Source organism: Prevotella scopos JCM 17725, assembly GCF_018127785.1.
Taxonomy (GTDB): Bacteria; Bacteroidota; Bacteroidia; order Bacteroidales; family Bacteroidaceae; genus Prevotella; species Prevotella scopos.
Genome location: NZ_CP072390.1, coordinates 222,084 through 245,246, shown reverse-complemented (window position 1 = coordinate 245,246; position 23,163 = coordinate 222,084). Strand labels below are relative to the sequence as shown.

Below are 23,163 nucleotides of genomic sequence, written 5' to 3'. Positions count from 1 at the left end.
GATGCAAATGGACAAGGAATTAAGAATTATCATCAGTGGTGGCGGTACGGGAGGACACATCTTCCCTGCAGTATCAATAGCCAATGCCATCAAAGCAAAGCACCCAGAAGCAAAGATTCTCTTTGTTGGTGCTGACGGACGTATGGAAATGCAACGTGTACCAGCTGCTGGTTATGAGATAAAAGGCCTACCTATCAAAGGTTTCGACCGTGCTAATAAATTAAAAATATAGAAGTCCTTTATAAACTCTGGAAGAGTCTTCGTATGGCACGCCAGATAATTAAAGACTTCAAACCACAGGTTGCTGTGGGTGTCGGTGGTTATGCCAGTGGTGCAACGCTCTATGAGTGTGCGAAGATGGGGATCCCATGTCTTATCCAGGAGCAGAATTCTTATGCTGGTGTCACTAATAAACTCTTATCAAAGCGTGTGAAGAAGATTTGCGTTGCTTACGAAGGTATGGAACGTTTCTTCCCAGCTGACAAGATTATCATGACGGGTAACCCTGTTCGCCAGAACGTACTTTCTACCCCACTCTCTATTGAAGCGGCACGTGAGAGCTTCGGTTTGGATCCTAACAGGAGGACAATTCTTCTCGTCGGTGGTAGTCTTGGAGCAAGAACTATCAATCGCTCTGTCATAGAACACCTCGACCTGATTAAAGATTCTGATGTTCAATTCATTTGGCAGACAGGTAAATTCTATCATCAACAGATTTTGGATTCCATGAAAGGGAAGGAACTTCCAACCTTAAAGATAATGGACTTTATCAGCGATATGGGAGCAGCTTATAAGGCAGCTGACCTCGTTATCAGTCGTGCAGGTGCAAGTTCAATCAGTGAATTCCAGCTTATTGGTAAACCGGTCATCTTGGTACCAAGTCCTAATGTGGCCGAAGACCATCAGACGAAGAACGCTATGGCTCTTGTCAACAAGGATGCTGCACTCTGCGTAAAGGATGTTGACGCTCCTGGCACTTTGATAAAACTTGCCCTTGAAACTATCAATAATGACAAGAAACTGGAGAGTTTAAGCGAGAATGTAAAGAAGATGGGACTGAAGAATTCTGCTGAAATCATTGCCGATGAGGTTATTAAACTCATCAGAGCTTAAGTCCTCCTTACAACAAGATGAAGTCAAGATAACAGCAGAAGAACGGAAGTCTGCTCGCAAATATATAGAAAGAAAAGAATATATAACACATGGAACTCAAAGATATTAAATCAGTTTACTTCGTAGGTGCAGGTGGCATCGGGATGAGTGCTATTGCTCGCTATTTTCTCCATAAAGGATTGATAGTAGCAGGTTACGATAAGACACTATCTGAACTTACTCATACATTGGAGAAAGAAGGAATGGATATTCACTATGAGGAGAATGTTCAACTTATTCCTGACGCATGTAAAGAGCCATCCTCTACACTAGTTGTCTATACCCCTGCGATCCCTTCTGACCATGCAGAACTGGTTTATTTCAAAGAGAATGGATTTGAGATTCAGAAACGTGCACAAGTTCTCGGTACACTCACCCGCACACATAAGGGTCTTTGCTTCGCAGGAACACACGGAAAAACAACAACTTCCACTATGTGCGCACATCTTATGCATCAGAGCCATTTAGATTGTAATGCTTTCCTTGGAGGTATCTCTAAGAACTATGGCACAAACTACATCCTTTCTGACCACAGCGACTATGTTGTGATTGAAGCTGATGAGTTTGATCGTTCTTTCCACTGGTTGCGTCCTTGGATGAGCGTTATCACCTCTACTGACCCTGATCATTTGGATATCTATGGTACCAAAGAGGCATACCTTGAGAGTTTCCGTCACTATACAGAACTCATTAAACCGGGTGGCGCACTCATTATTCGTAAAGGTCTTGAGATGAAGCCTAACGTACAGGAGGGTGTTAGCATCTACGAGTATAGCCGTGATGAAGGTGACTTCCATGCAGAGAATGTACGTATTGAAAACGGAACGATTATCTTCGATTTCATTTCTCCTATCGAAAACATTAAGGATGTGGAGCTTGGACAACCTATCCCTATCAACATTGAGAACGGAATCTCGGCGATGGCTATGGCACAACTTAATGGCTGCACGGCAGAAGAGCTTCGCAATGGCATGAAGACCTACAAAGGTGTTGACCGCCGTTTCGACTTCAAGATTAAAAACGATCGTCATGTATTCCTCTCTGACTATGCACATCATCCTAAAGAGATTCTGCAGAGTGCAAAGAGTCTTAAAGAACTCTATGCAGACAGAAAGGTTACAGCAATCTTCCAACCACACCTCTACACACGAACACGCGACTTCTACAAAGAGTTCGCTGATGCACTAAGTCATTTTGATGAGGTGGTGTTAACAGAGATTTATCCTGCCCGTGAGGAGCCTATCCCTGGCGTAACAAGTTCACTCATCTACGACAACCTCCATGCGGACGTTGAGAAGCAGATGATTAAAAAGGACGATGTACTCGACTTTGTTAAATCAAGAGACTTTGATGTACTTGTCGTACTGGGTGCTGGGAACCTCGATAACTACGTACCAGAGATTGCTAAGATACTTAATAAAAAATAAGCAGTAAGAAAGCGAAAAGAAGAAGATATGCACATTAAGTGGAAAAAGATAATTATCACTGCGCTGGATATCGTGCTGGCTATTTATCTCATCATAGCTGTTACCTCTTGGAACAAGCCAGATGAGAGTAAATTGTTATGCACCCAAGTGAACATCAATATATCTGATTCTAATAATGCAGGCTTCCTTACTGCAACCGAAATCAAACAGATCTTAAAGAAAGCTCATCTCTACCCTCTCAATAAAAAGATTTCTGATATCAATCCTCGTAAAATTGAGGAGGCACTTAAAGTGGGACCATTTGTCAATACCGCTGAGTGTTACAAAACAAAAGATGGGCATATCAACATCTATATTACTCAACGAATGCCGATTATCCGCATCAAGAGTAATAACGGAGCTGACTACTATCTTGATGACAACGGAGGCATACTCCCTAACTCGAAATATACGAGTGATTTAATCATCGCAACAGGCAATATAGACAACAACTTCGCACGCCTTTACATTGCTCCGCTGGCTAAGGCTATCAGCGCATCACCGCTATGGCTGAACCAAATAGAACAGATTAACGTCTTACCAGACAGAGGTATTGAACTTGTTCCTCGCATTGGTAATCAGATTATCTTCATGGGTTATCTTCCAAGGAATAATGGACCATGGAAGCGGAAACATGATATCAACATCTTCGTGACAAAGAAGTTATCACGCTTAGAGAAATTCTATCGATATGGTCTTTCACAAGCTGGATGGAACAAATACTCTTACATCGACCTAGAATTCGATAACCAAATCATCTGTAGGAAACGCGATGAAAAAACTGAAAAGGCAGAGGAAGAAGCACTGCTGAAACAACCAAAGTCAGAACAAGCAGAAGAAATACAACGCACAGAGGAGGAGGAAAGAGAAAAAGCCCGAAAGGAAGTTAAACATCAAGAAGATGCCACAGCAGGGCTTACTGAATAAGCAAGAATCAATTTAGAGAATAAAAAATAAGGAACATAATACTTAACGAATATGGCAGAGTTCATAGTAGCCATTGAATTAGGCTCATCAAAGATTACGGGAATCGCTGGCAAAAAGAATCTTGACGGCAGTATCACCGTGCTATCCGTTGTAAAGGAAGACGCCACACAGTGTATTCGCAAGGGTGTAGTTTATAACATCGATAAGACTGGACAGTGCCTCACGAGTATCATCAACAAACTAAGGAAACAACTGAAGTTTGAGATTGCTCAAGTCTATGTAGGCGTTGGAGGACAGTCTATACGTAGCGTTCGCAACGTTATCGTAAAGGATTTACCTACTGATACCATCATTACCTCAGAGATGATTAATGAGTTAATGGATGCCAACCGCAATATGACTTACCCAGATCTGGAGATTCTAGATGCTATCACACAAGAATATAAGGTTGACAACCAATTCTCTCTTGACCCTGTAGGTATCAAAGCTTCTCGTCTTGAGGGCAACTTCCTCAACATTTTATGGCGTAAGGCTTTTTATGAGAACCTCAACAACTGCTTTGAGAAGTCTGGTATCGCTATAGCTGAGATGTACCTTGCACCATTGGCTTTGGCTGATGCCGTATTGAGCGAAGCTGAAAAGCGTGGTGGTTGTGTATTAGTTGACTTCGGTGCTGATACTACGACCGTCTCTGTATATTACAAGAATGTCCTCCGTCACTTGGCTGTCATCCCATTGGGTGGTAACAATATTACAAAAGATATTGCTAGTTTGCAGATGGAAGAGAAGGATGCAGAGGCGATGAAACTCAAATATGGCTCTGCATTCACAGAGAACAACGACATCGATAATACAATGAAGTACTCTATTGATGCAGAACGCACCGTTGACAGTCGTAAGTTCATTGAAATCGTTGAGGCACGTATTAATGAGATTGTTGAAAATGTATGGTATCAGGTACCATCTGATTATGCCGATAAACTTCTTGGTGGAATCATTCTCACAGGTGGCGGCATGAACCTGAAGAACATTGAACGCTGTATTCGTAATACCACACATATCGACAAGATTCGCAAGGCAGACTTTGTTACACACACTATCTCTTCTAGCAATGCTGATATCACTGCAAAGAATGGCGAAATGAACACTATCCTCGGCTTGCTGGCTAAAGGTGATATGAATTGTGCTGGTCCAGTATACAACCCTGCCCAGAATAACCTCTTCAACAATGATGATATTGCCGTAGCTACGCCTATCGAGCAACCTTATACTCCTACGTCAAACACAAGACAGGGACAAGGCATTGTTCCAACACCTGAAGAGAAGAAGAAAGCTGAAGCTGAACGTCGTAAGCGTGAAGAAGAGGAGCGCAAACAGCGTGAAGAAGAGGAAGCAAGAGAGCGCGAACGTGAAGAGGAGAAACGTCGTAATAGTTTATGGAACAAGTTCTCACGTAAACTCAAAGATTTTGGAAAAACAATAATTTCTGAAGATGAAGAATAATCATCCATCATTTTGCGCATAAAAAGAAACATAGAAATTAACATAGACAACTAACTGTTATGGCAGACAACAATAATAAAATGGATATATTAGACTTCGGTGATGGCGATGTTGCTGATAGCATCATCAAAGTTATTGGTGTCGGTGGTGGTGGTGGAAACGCCGTAAACCACATGTACAAAGAGGGTATCCACGATGTGACCTTCGTACTCTGCAACACGGATGCACAAGCACTCAACGACTCTCCTGTTCCTGTTCATCTGCAATTGGGTAAAGAAGGATTAGGTGCTGGAAACCGTCCTGAACGTGCACGTCAGGCTGCAGAAGAGACCAGCGAGGATATCAAGCGTATGCTCAACGATGGTACGAAGATGGCATTTATCACCGCTGGTATGGGTGGTGGTACGGGTACTGGTGCAGCACCTGTCATCGCACGTGTCAGCAAGGAATTGGGCATTCTCACCGTGGGTATCGTTACCATTCCATTCCGTTTCGAGGGAGCTAAGAAGATAGATCAGGCGTTGGATGGCGTTGAAGAGATGGCAAAACACGTCGATGCGCTGCTCGTTATCAACAACGAACGTCTCCGCGAGATTTATCCTGAACTGAGTTTGCTCAATGGTTTTCGCAAGGCTGACGACACACTGAGCGTGGCTGCTAAGAGTATTGCAGAGATTATCACCGTTCATGGTATTATGAACCTCGACTTCAACGATGTTAAGACAGTCCTCAAAGATGGTGGCGTAGCTATCATGTCAACTGGCTATGGTGAGGGTGAAGGTCGTGTGAAGCAGGCTATTGAGGACGCACTCAACTCACCACTGCTCAACGACAACGATGTCTATAAGTCAAAGAAGATTCTGCTCTCTATCAACTTCAACACCGACGACAAGGACAACCCTGGTCTGACAATGGAGGAAATGGGCGATGTGACAGAGTTCATGAACCACTTCAGCGCAGACTTCGAGTTGAAATGGGGACTTGCTATTGACCCTGAACTCGACAAGAAGGTTAAGGTTACTATCCTTGCAACGGGCTTCGGTATTGAGGATGTTGACGGTATGGGTAGCCATATCAAGAAGCAGACACAAGAGGATGCAGCACGTCAGGCAGAGGAAGAGGAGAAGGCTGCAGAGCGTCGTGACCGTCGTGATCGTTTCTATAAGGACAACAACAGCTCACAATACAAGCATCGTCCACACATCTATCGCTTTACTGCGGATGAACTCGACAACGAGGATGTTATCCTTGCTGTAGAGAACACACCAACCTATAAGCGTACTAAACAGATGATTAAAGACATCAAGCGCATCAGTAATCCTGAGCAAGATAATGAAGAAAACGAAAGCAACGAAGGCGCTGTTGAAGGCGTTATTAGCTTCGTATAATAGTTATATCAAAAATAAGAAAAGGCTGGACTCCGAAAGAAGTTCAGCCTTTTTTGATTCATCAACCTTCTTCATTATAAGAAGAATAAGCCCTTCCTTTGAGGGAAAGGCAGCCTTTCTATAAGCCACCTTACCCTTATATGCGTTCTTATTCAGCCTCCGCACCACATGTGTTAGGCGTCCGCACATAATGTGCTAAGCCTTCGCACATTTGTAGGAGATCGTAAGTCTTCTCCTATATATCATTCAACATCTAACCAAAACATGTTCCCTCAGATGCGCACTTTATCAACACCCAAACGCAAACATGTTCCCTCGAATGCGCACTTTATCAACACCTAACATTCAACACCCAACACCCAAGCCAACATTTATACATCATCATCACCCAAAATTCAACACCTAACACCCAGCACTTAACACCCAACACCTAACATAGGCACCAAATACTTTGCCAAGCAATAACCTCCACCAATTAGCCAGCACCATAGAATTGCAGCTAAAAGGAAAGGCTTAAAGCCTGCTTTCTTAAACTTATCGATACTCGTCTCTGCACCTAAGGCTGACATTGCCATTGTAAGGAGGAAGGTATCAAAGGTATTAATAAACTCTACAACTCCTTTAGGAAGTAAGTTCAAGGAGTTGAATCCGATGACGACAAGGAAGAGGATAGCAAACCAAGGGATGTTTATCTTACTACTACCCCCAGTATCTCCGTCTCGCTCTGTAACATTCTTTGCAACAAAGAAAGCTATCACCAACAACACAGGTACCAACATCATTACACGAATCATCTTAACAATAATCGCTGAATTGCTCACAGCAGCACCCATCGCATTACCAGCGCCAACAACATGAGCCACCTCATGAATCGTAGAACCAGCAAAGATTCCCATTGCATCAGGTGATAAATCAAAGACACCTGCACGATAAAGAATAGGATACAGGAACATAGATAGTGTTCCGAAGATAACCACCGTCGCTACTGCCACAGCTGTCTTATAAGGCTTCGGACGAATAGCTCCGTCGACACCTAACACCGCTGCAGCTCCACAGATACCACTACCACAAGCTGCCAAAAGAGCTATACTGCGGTCCATCTTCAAGAGTCTGCCAACTAAAACACCCAAGAGAATCGTTCCACATACGATAATTGCATCCACGATTATAGCAGGGAAACCCACAGCCACCACGTCTTGAAAGGTCAAACGAAAACCATAAAGAATAATACCAAAGCGCAAAACACGTTTTCCACAGAAGGCAATACCGGGTACCCAAGACTCTGGAAGATTATTGCGCAGACTGTTGGCATAAAGCATACCCAAGATAATACCAACAACCATCGGACTCAACGAAAGTGCTTTCACCCATCCCATATCACCGATATAGAACGCTGCACAGGCAAACAAAGTAATTAGCAGTACACCATGAAGCATACTACTGCGCTGTTCTGTTAACTTCATAGACTTATATTATATAATAGGTTAAGTTTGAATTTTCATGCTTCAAGTCCACAAAAGTAATAAAAAAACAAGCAACAAAATACCAATCGTGAATTATTATCATGAAAAAAAGAAATTATTTTCATGAAGATAAATATTTCTTTTCATGAAGATAAATATTTTTTTTCATGAAAATAATTCGATAAAGACTATCTATAAGTATAATATACGGTTACTTTAAGAGCAGTATTAAACGCCTAACAATCATCATAAAGCTCATTAACTAAACAGCTCACGCAACACATGAAAGCTTTTCAGTTCAGGCATATCAGGTACATGGATTCGATAATAATGCAATACGATGTCAGAGATTCGGTTACGATCATGACGAGAAAGACGAAAGAGGTGCATATTCTCATAGTCCATACGAATCAGCTTGTTTATCTGCGCAGCATCTAAAGGTAACAGGTAATCCGAATGCAGTGGCACATGACTTGTAAAGGTTGCATTGCGCAGGTCAAAGCAAGCATCTTCTTGAAAGGCATCAAGATTGGGAAAGAAACCAACGAACCGGCTTAATCGCATCATAAAGACAAGATGAAAGTTAGCATATCCTTGCTCAGCTTCATCTAGCCATTCCATACTCGCTTTAACATAATTAAATAGGTGAGCATTCTGTTGCTCCCCACGAGTAACATAATAAAGAAATTCAGAAAGGAAGAGAAGGATTGTCGATTTCACAGGATCAAAGGGTATGGATCCGTAAGGACAGAGGATACGTACATCTTTTATTCGCTGCAAAGAAGTTCGCGGACGAAAGTCAAATTCAAGATCAAGCAAGGTCAGTGGTTGAAAATACTGCTTCTTAATCTTCCCCTTCGCTGTCTTAGGTATGCGCGTTATAAAAGAAATACGTCCCTCTAACTCGGTAAACATATCAATTATTAGCGATGAATCACCGAACTTCAGAGAACGCAATACAATTGCTTTTGACTTCAGAATCATATAAAAATCAATGCAAAAATACAAAAATACAGCCTCTTACAGAAATTTATTAGCAAAAAGTTTGGCTGATTAAAATAAATAGGCTACCTTTGCACCCGCAAAACCAACTATGGTCCCTTCGTCTATCGGTTAGGACGAGAGATTTTCATTCTCTAAAGAGCAGTTCGACTCTGCTAGGGACTACAAATAAAAATAAAAGAAGAAACAAAGATGGCAAATCACAAATCATCATTGAAGAGAATCCGTCAGGACAAGGTTAGAACCTTGCACAACAGATATTATGCAAAGACAATGCGTAACGCTGTTCGCAAGTTGCGTAACATGACAGACAAAGAAGAGGCTGTAAAGCTCTACCCTGTTGTACAGAAGATGTTGGACAAGTTGGCTAAGACCAACATTATCCACCAGAACAAAGCAGCTAACTTGAAATCAGCTCTTTGCAAGCACGTAGCTTCTTTGGGATAAAGAATACTTTCAGTCATAGCTGAAAAGAATAATAGAGCCATAATCCAAGAGGGTTATGGCTTTTTGTATATTATATACTTGTTTGACGTTGTGCCTTTGCTTAGGCAATTAGGATAAAATCAATTTGCTGTCACTGCTGTCACCCATTGTAAGACTTAACTTATTGGTTTACAGAGGAGTCAACAAATTGTTAAAAGTGACAGCAAATTGATACTAAACCTATTCGTGTAAGATAGCTTGTATTTACGATACCGTTAGACAAATCTTCTCTGCCATATCCACAGCCTGCTTGATTCTGTCGCCCATACCGATACCATCTTTCAAATTACCAATGATATGTAAACCGGGATAAGCAAGTTCTACGGCATCAATAGTACGAAGACGAGCATCCGTTTCGGACATATATTGCGGAATAGCATGTCTGTGTCTGTAAATACGAATGACGTCAGCCCGGGTACCTTTGGGATATCCCAACATCGTATGAAGGGACCTATGAACCAATTCTATCAGTTCTTCATCCGTCTTATTAAGATATTCCGGATGGCGTTCTCCACCAATAAAGAAGGCATAATTTGCTCCTTCTTCTGGCGCACGACCATCGAAACAGGCGGAAGGCATAAGGATTCCCAACACATTCTGCTTTTCCTTAGACGGTACTAATCCACCAAAGGCATTCCAATGTACATCCCCCGTATTCTTCATTCCCACCCCAATCTCAATCACTGGAGCATAATAAAGATTGCTTAAGTCGTCAAGTTGAGCCTTAGATAAGAAGCTCAACAACTTAGGTAAGGCATAGGCAGGACAAGTTGTAACAACCTGTTCAGCTATTATAGTATTCTTACCCCAAGAGAGTTTCCACTTATCTCCTAATGGTTCTATACTTAATTCTTTGCAATTCGTTCGGATTCTCTCATCACCTATAACTCTCCCTAATGCAGAAACAAGACTACGGAAACCTCCACGAGTAGAGAAGACAGCCTTTGTTGCACGCTTTTCCCTGTCCGTCTTTGGTTGCTTTGCAAGTGCCACAGCCCCTTTAATAAAACTTCCATAACGCTGTTCTAAGTCGTAGAGTTTAGGCAAAGCAAGGCGAGTTGGTAGTTGATAAGGATCACCAGCATACACACCAGAGAGGAAAGGGTCAACTGCATAATCAACGAATGACCGTCCCAAGCGTCGTTCAGCAAGGCTTCCCACACTCTCGTTAGGATCTATTCCCTTCTTACGCCATGGCTCGCCAAGGATGCAGAACTTATCTTTCAGTGTGAAGAGAGGAGTTGTGATAGCAGACCAAAGTCCAGAAGGGAGTGCATGAAAGCGTCCGTCCTTCCATATCAAACGACACTTTGCAGAAGAACGTGCCACCTCCAATGTACAGCTATTGCCTAACATATCGAAGAGTTCAGCTACTTCTGGATACTTAATCGTACCTGTACTCGGACCTTGCTCCATGACGAAACCATCAACTTCCTCCGTTTGCATGAGTCCACCAATACGATTGGCAGCTTCTAAAACCACGACATCCATACCTTTATGACGCAGAAGTGCAGCACAAGTGAGACCAGTGAGACCAGCACCAATGACAACTATTTTTCTTTGTTGTTCCATAATTGTTATATTCTTAAGCAATCCCTACTAACTCTTCAATGACAAAAGCTATAGAGCGATACTTTTATATAGGTTTTGAGAATTTCTTATCTGTAGCAACCATCATAGGGTCGAGCGTAGCGGCTACCGTACGTACAAAGGGGTTACCCTCCCCTGTCATCTCCAAGGTATTTTCTGTCAAACGAAGAATACCATCACGTTCCATCTCCTTTAGCCGTTCCAAGTCAAAGTTGATTGCTCCCTTAACCTCGCTTACTGACACTGATAAATCTTCTGCCAGATGCGTCCAATCAAGATGATAGTTACACATCAGACGCTCAATCACTTCACGGGCAATCCGCTCGTTAGGCGTTAACTGATAACCCTTCCGTATGGGTAATGTACCGGCTGAAATCTCCGAAATATACTTATCTATCGACTTTGTGTTCTGTGCATACGCACCCTCCAACTGACTAATGCCCGTCACACCAAAAGCATATACCTGTCCGGTTGTACGTCGTGTGCAATAACCTTGGAAGTTACGATGTAAGCGATGTGACCGAAGCGCTTCAAGAAGTTCGTCATTCGGAAGGACAAAATGGTCCAAACCGATACTATGATAGCCAGCCTCATGTAATACATCTTTAGCCTTTTGGAACATCAAAGCCTTCTCCTCCGTACTCGGAAGTCCCGCCTTTTCAAGAATCATTTGCCGCTTAAATATCCATGGGCAGTGTCCATAACTGAACGTTGTAATGCGGTCAGGACGAATGGTTACAGCGTGTTCTATCGTCTGTTGAAAGCTTCTCGATGTCTGAAGGGGTAAGCCAAAGAGGAAATCCATATTAATACTGACTCTTGCACCACGCAGAATAGCCACAATCTCTTCAGTGGGTAACTCAGAAGGAGTGCGATTGACAAGTCTCAACACCTCCTCATTAAAGTCTTGTACACCCAGACTGAAACGATTGAATCGTGCATCCAATAAGCCCTGCCAATCCCTTGCTGTCAGATAACCCGGATGACACTCTATGGCAATCTCGGGCTTTTCAATCAAAGGGAATAGCGAGAGCAGGTGCTCATTCAATTCTTTCAGAACACGCACAGGCATGGCTGTAGGGCTTCCACCACTATAGTGAATCTGTGATATACGCCTGCGCTTATCTAAATGCTTTGCAACAAGGTCTATCTCCTTATGCAATGCATTTACATACTCCTCAATACGACCCTCTTTGGCCATTGGGTAAGAGTTACAACCACAATAGTGACAAAGACGGCGACAGAAGGGCATGTGAAAATAAAAAGATAAGTTCTTCTCACTTGCCTCGTTACTTTCATCAACATCTTTCAGATACTCTTCACCATCAAAAGGTCGGAAGAAATTAGCAGGTGGATAACTTGTATAACGAGGTACAGATTTATTGTATTTATCAATCAGTTCTTGTTTCATTCGTCGAAATAAATTATATGACAAAGGTATGGATAACCTTTAAAATAAACAATCCTCATTTGTGAGGAAAGCTTTAAGAACAAATAGTGCTTTGCAGTAATCGTTCTTAATAGTGTGAACTCTATGGGAATCGTGACATCATCCGTAACGTTTAACAACCCTTACTTTCTCCGTCTAAAAGCTATGAGGACATAAAAGAAACTGACGATTGAGACCATTACCTCAGCTATATACAGCCCACGATAGGTGAAGAGATGAGCTACTATTCCTGCAAGCACTGCGACAAGCAGACCGCTTACATGACTGATAACAATCTGTATCGTAAAGTCTGTTCCTTCCCTACCTGGACGCACTTGCTGCATTGAAGCAGTATAAAGCACAACAGTAGCCAAGCCGTAACAAGCTTGGATATAAATAATGCCGAAAACAAAAGCCGTCTTATTAAAGTTGGTAAAAGTCATCGCAAGGAAATAGAGCGGTGCAAGAATGATGAGTCCAGCGATAATGATACGAGCTTTATGGATGCCAATACGACGTATGAGCACTCCTGAGAACCACGCCATGACGAAAGAGGCGGCTGTTCCGACAACACCCATAAGGAAGCCTATCTCCTTCATACCATAGCCCTTATCAACAAGGTAAGGACGTATCATGGAGAGAATACCAATGATTCCCATATAATAAAGCAGTAAGAACCCTATCTGTGGCCATATCTCTTTACGCGAGAAGAAGCTAAAGATATCGGTCCACCTCGCACGTTCTCTTGCCTGTTCATTCTCAATCTTGATATGAGGATTGAGTAGCAAAGGGATTATCATCATAATAACAAACAAAGCCAAACAGGGCACTACGACATTCCAACCATAGCTTTTAAGTAAGATGAGCAAGACTCCTCCACCAATGACTGCACCACCGAAGGCTCCCATAGACTGCATGCTATTAAGCATACTATGATCGTGCTTTTTAAAGGCAAGGATAGCCAGTGCATCTGTAGCTATGTCTTGCGTCGCTGAAGCCAACATTGATATGAAAGCAAGAATGATGACAAGTACTATCTCAGAGTGTACGTTGATAAGTCCTGTAGCCAAGAGCGCAATAGCATAAATGAGTTCTGTAGTGACTATCGTCCGTTTGTAGTCGCCTACTGTGACACAATGACGATCGACAAAGGGCGACCATAGGAACTTGATTGTCCATGGAATCCGAACAAGATTAAGTAACCCGATGGTAGCAAGACTAAATTGTCCTTCTCGCATGATTACCTGTAAGGCTGTCATGAGAAAGGATGAAGGTACCATCTGTGCAATGTATAGACAGAAAAACGTACCCAAGCTGAGCTTCTTTGATGAGATATTTTTAAACATGTGATGAATGTATAAAGAAAGCCTCCTACCTCCCTATCTAACATCCGATCCGAACGTAGAGGACGTTAGAAAGGAAGAAAGGAGTTGCACTTAACGAAGGCTAAAATCAATGTTATGCTGCAGGAGTTTAAACTTATTGAGCCTGAGAATTTAGTACAGCATAAATATTTTTCATTCCTTTTAGAACGTCAAACTGACGGAAGTACCGAAAGACAGCAGTTTACCTTTCTGTGCGTAGTTACCCGTTGACATCTTAAAGCAATAGGCCAAATAGTCGGTTCCGGTGAGGTTCTTTCCCCATAAATCTAATGTCACGATACCCTTTGTAAGACTAACCTTAGCATTGAGCGTTGCATAGAAGTTCTGACGAACAATATTATCATCAGCCCAGTAGATTCGACCAAGGCCTGTCAAACCAGTATTCAGAATAATCTTATCAAACCAGCCTGCCTGCATAACAGTGTAAGTTCCGTCTATTGACAGTGTGTGATTAGGTACCATTGGCAGTCTATTCCCTGAGAAATCTTCTTTAGAACTCTTCTTATACTCTAGATAACGAGCGTGGGTATAGCCATAATTCATACTGAACTGCAAACTCTTCACTGGATGATAAGCCAAAGAAAGTTCGAAACCCTTACTATCCGTATGACCTGCATTTGTAATTAAATTTCCTACATTGGGAACCGTATAGATTGCTTGCATGTGTCGCCAGTCAATGTAGAAGAGGTCAGCTTCGGCTCTCAATCTTCCATCCAAGAACTTTAATCTTGCACCAACCTCATAGTTCAAGCTGTATTCTGGATCGTATGCACGCTCATCATCAGTCTTAAAGCTGGTGTTAAATCCACCCGGCTTATAGCCACGAGTGAAACTTGCATAATAGAGATTGTCTTTGTTTGTAAGGTATTGAATCGTGAACTTAGGGGTAAACTGACGGAAGCTCGCTGTACTAACGAAGTTATTTACAGGTGTTATTGCCCCTGTCGTCAATGTCAACTTATGCTGTTCATAATCTATCTTTGCGTGTTCGTAATCAAAACGCAGACCAACTGTTGCGGACAGCCCTCTCCATATATTATAAGAACTCTGATGATAGATGGCAAAGCCTGCAGTAGGGTTCTTATAGGATGTAGGGGTTGAGAAGTCCTTCGTAAAATAGCTTGTTCCGATGAATGGGTTCGAATGGAGCAGCATACCAAACACACCCACAATCCATTGGTAACGTCCCTTGTCATTCGACTTCAAGGTCAGCTCTTGAGAAAACATATTTTGATGATAGTCATTATCAGTAAAGAACAAGTCCTTTGGGGTAAAGTCTTGATCTATACCTTGGTGTGACTTGATAAATTGGTAAGATGTCTGACTATTGAAACTAACGTTATTATTCTCATATCGGGCATTAAGGCCTGTTGTGAAGATAAGACGTTTGAAAACACTCAGGCGATTATAGCTGATTGGAGATAGTTCCTGTTTTTGAATATCATAAGGTGCATAAGGATAACCATTCTGCTTACTATGACTGAGCGTATTGTTAAGATGGATGAGCCAATTCGTGGTGGGTCGCCAGTAAAGTCCGATACGTCCTTCAATCTCATTCAACTTATCTGCCTTCTTATTTAAGAATTCATTCGTAAACATACCATCGTTGTGATGATAGGAAAGAGCACTTGAAACACCGAACTGATCATTTATCTTAGCATAGTTTGAAGCCTGCGCTACAAAGTCGTTGTACCTTCCATAGCCGACCTTTATCCGCATCTTTTGATAATCAAGCGGATTATGCGTGTAAACGTTTATGATACCAGCGATGGTATTACGTCCATACAACGTTCCTTGTGGCCCTCGAAGTACATCCACACCAGCTATATCACTGAGATCTATATTAAATGCTGACGACTCAAAATGAGGCACGCCATCGACATAGAAACCCACTGCAGAACCCTTACTCTTGGCTCCGATACCACGAATATAGACGGGCGTATTTGCATATGAACCATAGTCAGGCATATAGAAGTTAGGCATCACAGCCGTCAGCTCCTTCAGGTTGACAATCTGCTGGTTCTGCAGTTGTTGTAGGTTAATGGTTGATACAGCAACAGAAGTAAGGTTTCTCTTATTCTGCTTGAAGTCTGATACAACGACTTCATTCAATGGGACATTTTTACTCACTATTGAATCGGGAGCATCTTTGGCGATTCCTCCGATAGCAAGGGAGGCCAATAACAATGTGTTTAGCATAAAGACGACTTATTTAAATGTTTTTGTGCCGCAAAGGTACGGAGAATGACTTTTTTGAACAATCCTCATTTATAAGGAAATTATGCCTTACACACTGTTATACAAGCGATTCAGCTATTCTTATTGTCAAGTTTTACGAAACAATCCACTAACTTGCGGAACCTTGTTATAGAACAATAAAACCTTCATTTGATAGTAAGCAGAACCCTGCCCATGATTATCTGAAATGGTGTGGAGCCTATGTCAAAAGGTTAATAACATTAGAGCAGATTCTTGTTAGTAAAAGAACACATGACAAGACATACTGAACACATAGATTGGGAAAGGTTTATCATTTTTTTAACAACGATTTGTTATGCTATGAGGCGAAGAATAGAATCAATAAAAGATATCACTTCAAACACACGATTTGATATGCCCCTTTTGTGTTTTTTTGCAGGTTTTTATTTCCTCATGTAAAGGAAAAAGTGTATCTTTGCATACTATAAGTAGAATCAAAGAAAAATGGCAGAAAATCCAGAAAACGAGAATAATTACTCCGCCAGTAACATTCAGGTCTTAGAAGGCTTGGAGGCAGTACGTAAACGTCCTGCTATGTACATTGGTGACATCAGTGAAAAGGGACTTCACCACTTGATTAACGAGACCGTTGATAACTCTATTGACGAAGCAATGGCTGGCTACTGTCAGAACATTGAGGTCACAATCAACGAGGACAACTCCATCACCGTTGAGGATGATGGTCGTGGTATCCCTGTTGACATGCACGAGAAGCTCCACAAGAGCGCCCTTGAGGTCGTTATGACTGTACTCCACGCAGGTGGTAAGTTTGACAAGGGCTCGTATAAAGTCAGCGGTGGTCTGCATGGTGTGGGTGTAAGTTGTGTAAATGCACTTTCAACACACATGAAGTCACAGGTGTTCCGTGATGGTAAAATCTACCAGCAGGAGTATGAGAAGGGGAAGCCTCTCTACCCTGTAAAGGTTGTTGGCGAGACCGATAAAACTGGTACACGTCAGCAATTCTGGCCAGACCCAGAGATTTTTAGTACTACCGTTTTCCAATGGGCTATCGTAGCACGTCGTATGCGCGAATTGGCTTATCTGAATGCAGGTATTAAGATTACGCTTACTGACCTTCGCCCAGATTCTGAAACAGGCAAGACACGCACTGAGGTCTTCCATGCTAAGGATGGTTTGAAGGAGTTTGTTCGTTACGTTGATCGCCATCGTCAGCATCTCTTCGATGATGTTATCTATCTCAAGACTGAGAAGCAGAACATCCCTATCGAAGTGGCTGTGATGTACAATACTGATTATACAGAGAATATCCATTCATACGTTAACAATATCAACACCATCGAGGGTGGTACGCACCTGCAGGGATTCCGTGCAGCATTGACACGTACATTGAAGACATACGCTGACAATGACCCACAGATTTCTAAGCAGTTGGAGAAGGCTAAGATTGAGATTGCTGGTGAAGACTTCCGTGAAGGCTTGACAGCGGTTATCTCTATCAAGGTAGCAGAGCCACAATTTGAAGGTCAGACAAAGACGAAACTTGGTAATAGTGAGGTGTCTGGCGCTGTTCAGCAGGCTGTTGGTGAAGCACTGACCGATTACCTGGAGGAGCATCCTAACGAGGCAAAGATGATTTGTAACAAGGTTATCCTTGCCGCTACAGCTCGTGTTGCTGCACGCAAAGCACGTGAAAGTGTACAGCGTAAGAACGTGATGAGCGGTGGCGGCTTGCCTGGTAAGTTAGCTGACTGCTCTAACAAAGACCCTAAGGATTGCGAAATCTTCCTCGTCGAGGGTGATTCTGCGGGTGGTTCAGCTAAGCAGGGACGCGACCGCTACACACAGGCCATCCTTCCTCTCCGTGGTAAGATTCTGAACGTAGAGAAGGTGCAACGCCATCGTGTCTTCGAGGCTGAGTCTGTAATGAACATTATTCAGTCTATTGGTGTACGCTTCGGTGTTGAAGATGAGGGCGACTTTGAGGCAAACACAGATAAACTTCGCTATGACAAGATTATCATCATGACCGATGCCGATGTCGATGGTTCTCACATCGACACACTGATCATGACGCTCTTCTATCGCTATATGCCAAAGGTTATCGAGCAAGGACACTTGTATATTGCTACACCACCACTCTATAAGTGCACATATAAGAAGGTTAGCGAATACTGCTACACTGAACAGCAGCGTCAGGCTTTCATCGACAAGTATGCGAATGGCAATGAGGATGGTAAGACTATCCACACTCAGCGCTACAAAGGTCTTGGTGAAATGAATCCAGAGCAGCTTTGGGAAACAACTATGGACCCAAAGACACGACTCTTGAAGCAGGTAACAATTGAGAATGCTGCTGACGCAGATGAAATCTTCTCTATGCTGATGGGCGACGATGTTGAGCCACGTCGTGAGTTCATCGAGAAGAATGCTACCTACGCTAATATTGATGCATAAAGCTTATCAAAGCAAATTAAAATAGCTTCTTAAGCTAATGAGATAAAAACTCCCTTTCTCACCATTTGTGTGAAAAGGGAGTTTTCTTATACGCTAATTTTCAACTATTATAAACAATTATAAATTAGAAGCCCACTAATGTTATTCTTTTTCACACATAAGCTTTTCAAAAGAAGAAATAAATGAGTATATTTGCATCTTCTAAACAAATGGAAAATGAACAGAAAGATAAGACTTCTAGAAGTTAATGTACCTCAAGCGAAAATAGTATGTCCAGAAGGAAAATCTATAGATAATGATCTTATTCTCTTTGAGGATATCACGAAAGTACCATTACCTAACAGTCCTTCTCGCATGAAAGCACTCTTCTTAGCCCTCTGTACGAGTGGTCATGCACAATATACCGTTGACACAAAGATGCATGAAGTAAGTGCAGGAGACGTCATTATTATCAGCGAAGAACAGGTTGTTGCCGATTACAAGCTATCTGATAATTGCAAGGGTATTGCACTCATTATGTCATATAATTTCTTCCAAAATATTGTTAGCGGTATTCACGAACTATCTCCTCTCTTCCTTTTCGCAAGAACTCACCCTGTTTTCCACCTTGACGACAATCAGACCAAGGCATTAGAAAACGACATAGAACATATCAAAGAAAAAATTGCTGATGTTGGTCACCGCTTCCGTCGTGAGTTGGTGGTGACGATGCTAAAAGCATTAATCATCGACATGAGTAACATCATCTATCAATTCCAACAAGTAGGTGACGAAATGCAGACACGTGCTGAGGTTATCTTCCGCGATTTCATACAAGCAGTGGAAAAGAACTATCGCACAGAAAGACGTGTCAGCTGGTATGCTCAACAGTTGTGTATCACATCGAAATATCTCTCTGAAACCGTACGCACTGTCAGCAGACGTACACCAAGCGACTGGATTGACTCCTACGTAACACGTGAGTTGCGAGTGATGCTTAGAAACAGTACGATGAGCATTAAGCAGATTGCTGATGAGCTAAACTTCGCTAATCAGAGCTTTTTGGGTAAATACTTTAAGGAACATGTGGGCATGAGTCCCTCGAAGTTTAGGAAGAGTTGACAAGTTGACGAGTAAACGAGTAAACAAGTTAATACCGATATACAGCAAAGAGAATTATCCCTTGACCAAGCAACTGGTTAACTCCTCAACTTGTCTACTCGTCAACTTGTTCACTTGTTAACTGAAGAGCTACCTCACACAATTCATCATACCACTCCTTACCAAATCTACGCGTAAGGGGTTCCTTCAAAAACTTATAAAGGGGAAGATTTAGTTCTTCTCCTTTTTTTCTTGCATCAGCACAGATGCGCCAGTGATGGTAATTAATACCACAAGTACCATTACCAAAGTCTTTCACTCTAATGGGATACAACGAACAAGAAATGGGCTTTACAAAGCCTGTCTTACCATTACGATAAGAACGTTCCAGCGCACAAAGACAACATCCGTTCTCATAACAAGTGAAGACGCAGTCCTTACCGCCAACGATACTCGTCACCAATTCGCCTTCTTCATCGGTGTAAGCGACACCCTGTTTATCTATAACAGCTTGCCCAGAGGCTGACAAATCACCCCAAACTGTATCAAGGACATTCTCTATCTCCATTGTCTCGTCCAAGGTCACAGGTGCGCCAGCATCTCCTTCAATACAGCATTGACCATGACACTTATCGAGGTCACAGCAAAACTTCACATTGATTATATCTGGTGAAACAAGCACATCGCCCACCATAAAAATATGATCATACGTACTACCCATCTTTATTAACGCTAAATTATTTCATTTTCAACTATGTTTTGCTGTTCACCCAACAGCATCTCCTCACTAAAACGGAACTCCTTTCCAAATTATTTTCATGAAGAAAAATATTTATTATCATGAAAAGAAATATTTTTTATCGTGAAAATAATTATTTCTCTACACGTAAATAATTCCCTCCTGACATGATTTTAAAGCTTTAATTAGGCAATCAAACTATCTTAGTCCTATAAGCCTTATATGGTAATTACACCTTATACTCTTTTAAGTAAGCAACTCGAAAACTCATAAACTTATTCACTCGTCAACTTTTCACTCACGATCATCCAGTCAACACGCGCAATTTTATGCTCAATTAAATAATTGTTGCAGCACGTGAAATGTTCTTTTCCATCCCATCCTCCATAACGTCGAGCTACCGGATGCACTGCCTTTAGTACCATATGCCTGCCATTATCCGTACGTATAAAACGTTCCTTTCGTTGCGCTATGCGTCCCCATAACATAAAGACAATATGCTCACGCTCTTTATTCAATGCCCTTACAACAGCATCCGTAAAAAGCTGCCACTTGTATTTATGATGACTTTTAGCTTGCTTCTCACGCACAGTCAATACCGTATTCAACAACAACACACCTTGTTCAGCCCAGCGTGTAAGGTCTCCCGAAGGCTGATTAATCCCATTGAGATTAATCCCAAGTGCCCTATATAGAGTCTTCAATGATGGCGGAAGCTTTACACCGTCAGGCACGGAAAAACTCAGCCCCATAGCCTGACCAGGATTGAAATAAGGATCCTGCCCCATAATGACAACCTTTACCTTATCAAAAGGACAAAGATTAAAGGCATTGAAAATCTTATCTTCTGGCGGATAGCAAGTCTCATTCTCATACTTCTCATACTCCTCTTGCACCTTATCAACCAATTCCCTGTAGTAGGGTTCATCCATTTCGTCTTTCAGCTTTTCACGCCACGATTCTTCTAAAATCCATTCCATTGCTATTGATTAAAACTACCACTCAATAGGCAGAAGCCCACAAGAGGTTAAGTAGGTATTACAACGAGAGAATTGATGCTGCCCAAACCATCCGCCACGATTAGCAGAGAGTGGCGAAGGGTGTACACTTTCTATGACACAATGTCGCTGCTGGTCAATAAGACTCTTCTTACTACGCGCAAAACCGCCCCAAAGCATAAAGACTAAGTTCTCTCGTCCATCACTTAGTGCCTTAATAGCTGCATCTGTAAAGGTTCCCCACCCTAATCGCTGGTGACTATTAGCGACGTGTGCACGAACGGTAAGTGTAGCATTCAGCAGGAGAACTCCTTGCTCTGCCCATCGTGTTAAGTCGCCAGACTGATGAATCGCTGTACCCAAGTCAGCTGCAATCTCCTTATAGATATTCTGCAATGAAGGTGGAAGCTGTACCCCATCAGGCACGGAGAAGCTTAATCCCATCGCCTGTCCAGGCTCATGATAAGGGTCTTGCCCAATAATCACAACCCTCACCTTGTCAAAAGGACAAAGATTAAAGGCATTGAAAATCAACTTCCCCGGAGGATAACAAGGCTGCTGTGCATACTCTTGTCTCACCTGCTCAACCAACTGCTGGAAGTAAGGTTTCTCAAACTCTCCTCTCAGTTGTTGTTCCCACGAAGCTTCTATCTTTACGTTCATAGCTATGACTTTTATCCACAAGCGCAATAAGAAAAAGAGTGAAGATTTCCTTATCTCATCTTATCGCACGTAGTTTTGTTACTACAAAAGTACGATAAAGTTCTGATAACAACAAAAAAGTCGTGCCTTTCGACACGACTTTCTTATTTTTAAAGCTAAACTATTACTTCTTCTTTGGCTGAGCCTGCTTCTTGCAGCAGCTACCTGCCTGTGCCTTCTTGCAATCCTTCTTTGCCTTATCACAAGCCTTAGCAGACTTATCGCAAGCCTTTTCCTGCTTCTTGCAGCAGCTACCTGCCTGCTTATCACAAGCCTTTTCAGCCTTCTCATCACAAGCCTTACCTGCCTTCTCATCACAAGCCTTACCTGCCTTATCGCACTGCTTGCCCTTCTCAACCTGCTCATTTGGAGCCTTGTCACATTTCTTTGAGCACTGGCTCTGTGCCTGTGCGCTGAGTGAACATACACTAAATGCTACTACAAGTGACAATGCTATTTTCTTAAAATCCATAATCTTTTACTGTTTTTAAATTATACATTAATACCTATTAAACTCAGAAAGGATATAAATCCTTATGGGCGCAAAGGTAATGAAAAAAGAAGTTTCAACTGCAAAAAAGATTCATTCTGTTTATAAATTTTAGATTTATTAAAACCTGCTTATTTATTTAGTAAATTTATGTAAACTACAATCTTAATCGTTCTTTTTCCTTACCAACAAACAAAAAGAGGTTCTTCCATTAAATGCGTAGACGCTTTTTGTATTGCTTTAAAGGAAAAAATGAAGTTACTCATTAAACAAAAACATAACTAAGACAGTCAAGTATCTATCCTATTATCGTCCTTTGATATTAAAAACCATTTCAATTTAAGACTTCGAAAATCTACAGACAAGTGTTAAAAAAATCATTACATAATTTTGAATAATACATCAATAAATAACGGCAAAATCACATACAAAAAGCAGGTTTATAGTTAACAGGAAATCAATTAGTTATAAAGTAGTAAAATAAAAGGTGCTTAGTTGGTCTTCAAAAGGGCGTTAGTAAGAGGCTTAAAGGGCATCTTTTGCAAGGCTATTAAGCGTCTTTTAGAAGCTAAAAGAGCATGTATTGGTTTTGAACTGCATGAAAATAAATTACAAAACCCAACTAATGAGGGAGTAAGTTGTTTGTAGAAAGCAGATAGACATCGCACCTAATTATATTTGTCATG

17 protein-coding genes and 1 pseudogene are annotated in these 23,163 nt (G+C 41.8%); 8 read left to right on the top strand and 10 right to left on the bottom strand.

Annotation, left to right across the window (positions count from 1 at the left end):
• Positions 1-7: 7 nt before the first annotated feature.
• The 5 genes and pseudogenes from murG (at position 8) to ftsZ (ending at position 6,436) form a co-directional block, all read left to right on the top strand.
• A pseudogene (gene murG, locus J4856_RS06330) lies at positions 8-1,113 on the top strand (undecaprenyldiphospho-muramoylpentapeptide beta-N-acetylglucosaminyltransferase).
• Between the two features lie 89 nt (positions 1,114-1,202).
• Positions 1,203-2,579 (top strand): UDP-N-acetylmuramate--L-alanine ligase, encoded by a 1,377-nt coding sequence (murC, locus tag J4856_RS06325; RefSeq protein ID WP_065367628.1) that lies wholly within the window; start codon positions 1,203-1,205, stop codon positions 2,577-2,579.
• Positions 2,580-2,606: 27 nt separating this feature from the next.
• On the top strand, positions 2,607-3,545 hold the full coding sequence (locus J4856_RS06320) for a cell division protein FtsQ/DivIB (protein WP_025836805.1): 939 nt from the start codon (positions 2,607-2,609) through the stop codon (positions 3,543-3,545).
• Positions 3,546-3,596: 51 nt separating this feature from the next.
• Entirely contained in the window at positions 3,597-5,048 is a 1,452-nt protein-coding gene (ftsA, locus tag J4856_RS06315; RefSeq protein ID WP_025836802.1) for a cell division protein FtsA, read from the top strand.
• A 59-nt stretch (positions 5,049-5,107) separates the two neighbouring features.
• The gene (gene ftsZ / locus J4856_RS06310) at positions 5,108-6,436 is read left to right on the top strand and encodes a cell division protein FtsZ (protein WP_025836800.1); all 1,329 of its coding nucleotides are present in this window, start codon (positions 5,108-5,110) and stop codon (positions 6,434-6,436) included.
• Between the two features lie 416 nt (positions 6,437-6,852).
• Here the strand turns inward: ftsZ and J4856_RS06305 are convergent, their stop codons facing one another.
• Together J4856_RS06305 and recO are read right to left on the bottom strand one after the other, a co-directional pair.
• A complete protein-coding gene (locus J4856_RS06305) occupies positions 6,853-7,899 on the bottom strand; it encodes a YeiH family protein (protein ID WP_025836796.1) in 1,047 nt (348 codons plus the stop codon).
• A 258-nt stretch (positions 7,900-8,157) separates the two neighbouring features.
• Complete coding sequence (gene recO, locus J4856_RS06300) at positions 8,158-8,883, bottom strand: DNA repair protein RecO (protein ID WP_025836794.1); 726 nt, start codon at positions 8,881-8,883, stop codon at positions 8,158-8,160.
• Between the two features lie 210 nt (positions 8,884-9,093).
• Between recO and rpsT the strand changes: the two genes are divergently transcribed.
• Positions 9,094-9,348, top strand: coding sequence for a 30S ribosomal protein S20 (gene rpsT, locus J4856_RS06295; RefSeq protein WP_025836792.1), 255 nt, complete (start codon positions 9,094-9,096; stop codon positions 9,346-9,348).
• A 243-nt stretch (positions 9,349-9,591) separates the two neighbouring features.
• On the opposite strand, the gene hemG is transcribed toward rpsT, so the two are convergent.
• The 4 genes from hemG to J4856_RS06275 all read right to left on the bottom strand — a co-directional run bounded on the left by hemG (position 9,592) and on the right by J4856_RS06275 (position 15,990).
• Positions 9,592-10,959 carry a protoporphyrinogen oxidase gene (gene hemG, locus J4856_RS06290; RefSeq protein WP_025836790.1) on the bottom strand — a complete coding sequence of 456 codons (1,368 nt, stop codon included), beginning with the start codon at positions 10,957-10,959 and terminating at the stop codon, positions 9,592-9,594.
• A 64-nt stretch (positions 10,960-11,023) separates the two neighbouring features.
• The gene (hemN, locus tag J4856_RS06285) at positions 11,024-12,388 is read right to left on the bottom strand and encodes an oxygen-independent coproporphyrinogen III oxidase (protein WP_065367629.1); all 1,365 of its coding nucleotides are present in this window, start codon (positions 12,386-12,388) and stop codon (positions 11,024-11,026) included.
• Positions 12,389-12,549: 161 nt separating this feature from the next.
• Positions 12,550-13,752, bottom strand: coding sequence for an MFS transporter (locus J4856_RS06280; protein ID WP_044080955.1), 1,203 nt, complete (start codon positions 13,750-13,752; stop codon positions 12,550-12,552).
• 180 nt (positions 13,753-13,932) lie between these two features.
• Positions 13,933-15,990 (bottom strand): TonB-dependent receptor, encoded by a 2,058-nt coding sequence (locus J4856_RS06275; RefSeq protein ID WP_065367630.1) that lies wholly within the window; start codon positions 15,988-15,990, stop codon positions 13,933-13,935.
• A 504-nt stretch (positions 15,991-16,494) separates the two neighbouring features.
• Between J4856_RS06275 and gyrB the strand changes: the two genes are divergently transcribed.
• On the top strand, positions 16,495-18,468 hold the full coding sequence (gene gyrB, locus J4856_RS06270) for a DNA topoisomerase (ATP-hydrolyzing) subunit B (RefSeq protein ID WP_025836786.1): 1,974 nt from the start codon (positions 16,495-16,497) through the stop codon (positions 18,466-18,468).
• Positions 18,469-18,684: 216 nt separating this feature from the next.
• Positions 18,685-19,569, top strand: a complete 885-nt coding sequence (locus tag J4856_RS06265; protein ID WP_025836784.1) for an AraC family transcriptional regulator — start codon at positions 18,685-18,687, stop codon at positions 19,567-19,569.
• A gap of 94 nt (positions 19,570-19,663) precedes the next feature.
• On the opposite strand, the gene J4856_RS06260 is transcribed toward J4856_RS06265, so the two are convergent.
• From J4856_RS06260 to J4856_RS06245, 4 genes are all read right to left on the bottom strand, one after another.
• A complete protein-coding gene (locus J4856_RS06260) occupies positions 19,664-20,269 on the bottom strand; it encodes a DUF3109 family protein (RefSeq protein ID WP_025836782.1) in 606 nt (201 codons plus the stop codon).
• A 293-nt stretch (positions 20,270-20,562) separates the two neighbouring features.
• Positions 20,563-21,267 carry a uracil-DNA glycosylase gene (ung, locus tag J4856_RS06255; RefSeq protein ID WP_065367631.1) on the bottom strand — a complete coding sequence of 235 codons (705 nt, stop codon included), beginning with the start codon at positions 21,265-21,267 and terminating at the stop codon, positions 20,563-20,565.
• Positions 21,268-21,282: 15 nt separating this feature from the next.
• On the bottom strand, positions 21,283-21,948 hold the full coding sequence (locus J4856_RS06250; protein ID WP_025836780.1) for a uracil-DNA glycosylase: 666 nt from the start codon (positions 21,946-21,948) through the stop codon (positions 21,283-21,285).
• Positions 21,949-22,111: 163 nt separating this feature from the next.
• Complete coding sequence (locus J4856_RS06245) at positions 22,112-22,459, bottom strand: hypothetical protein (RefSeq protein WP_025836778.1); 348 nt, start codon at positions 22,457-22,459, stop codon at positions 22,112-22,114.
• Positions 22,460-23,163: the final 704 nt, after the last annotated feature.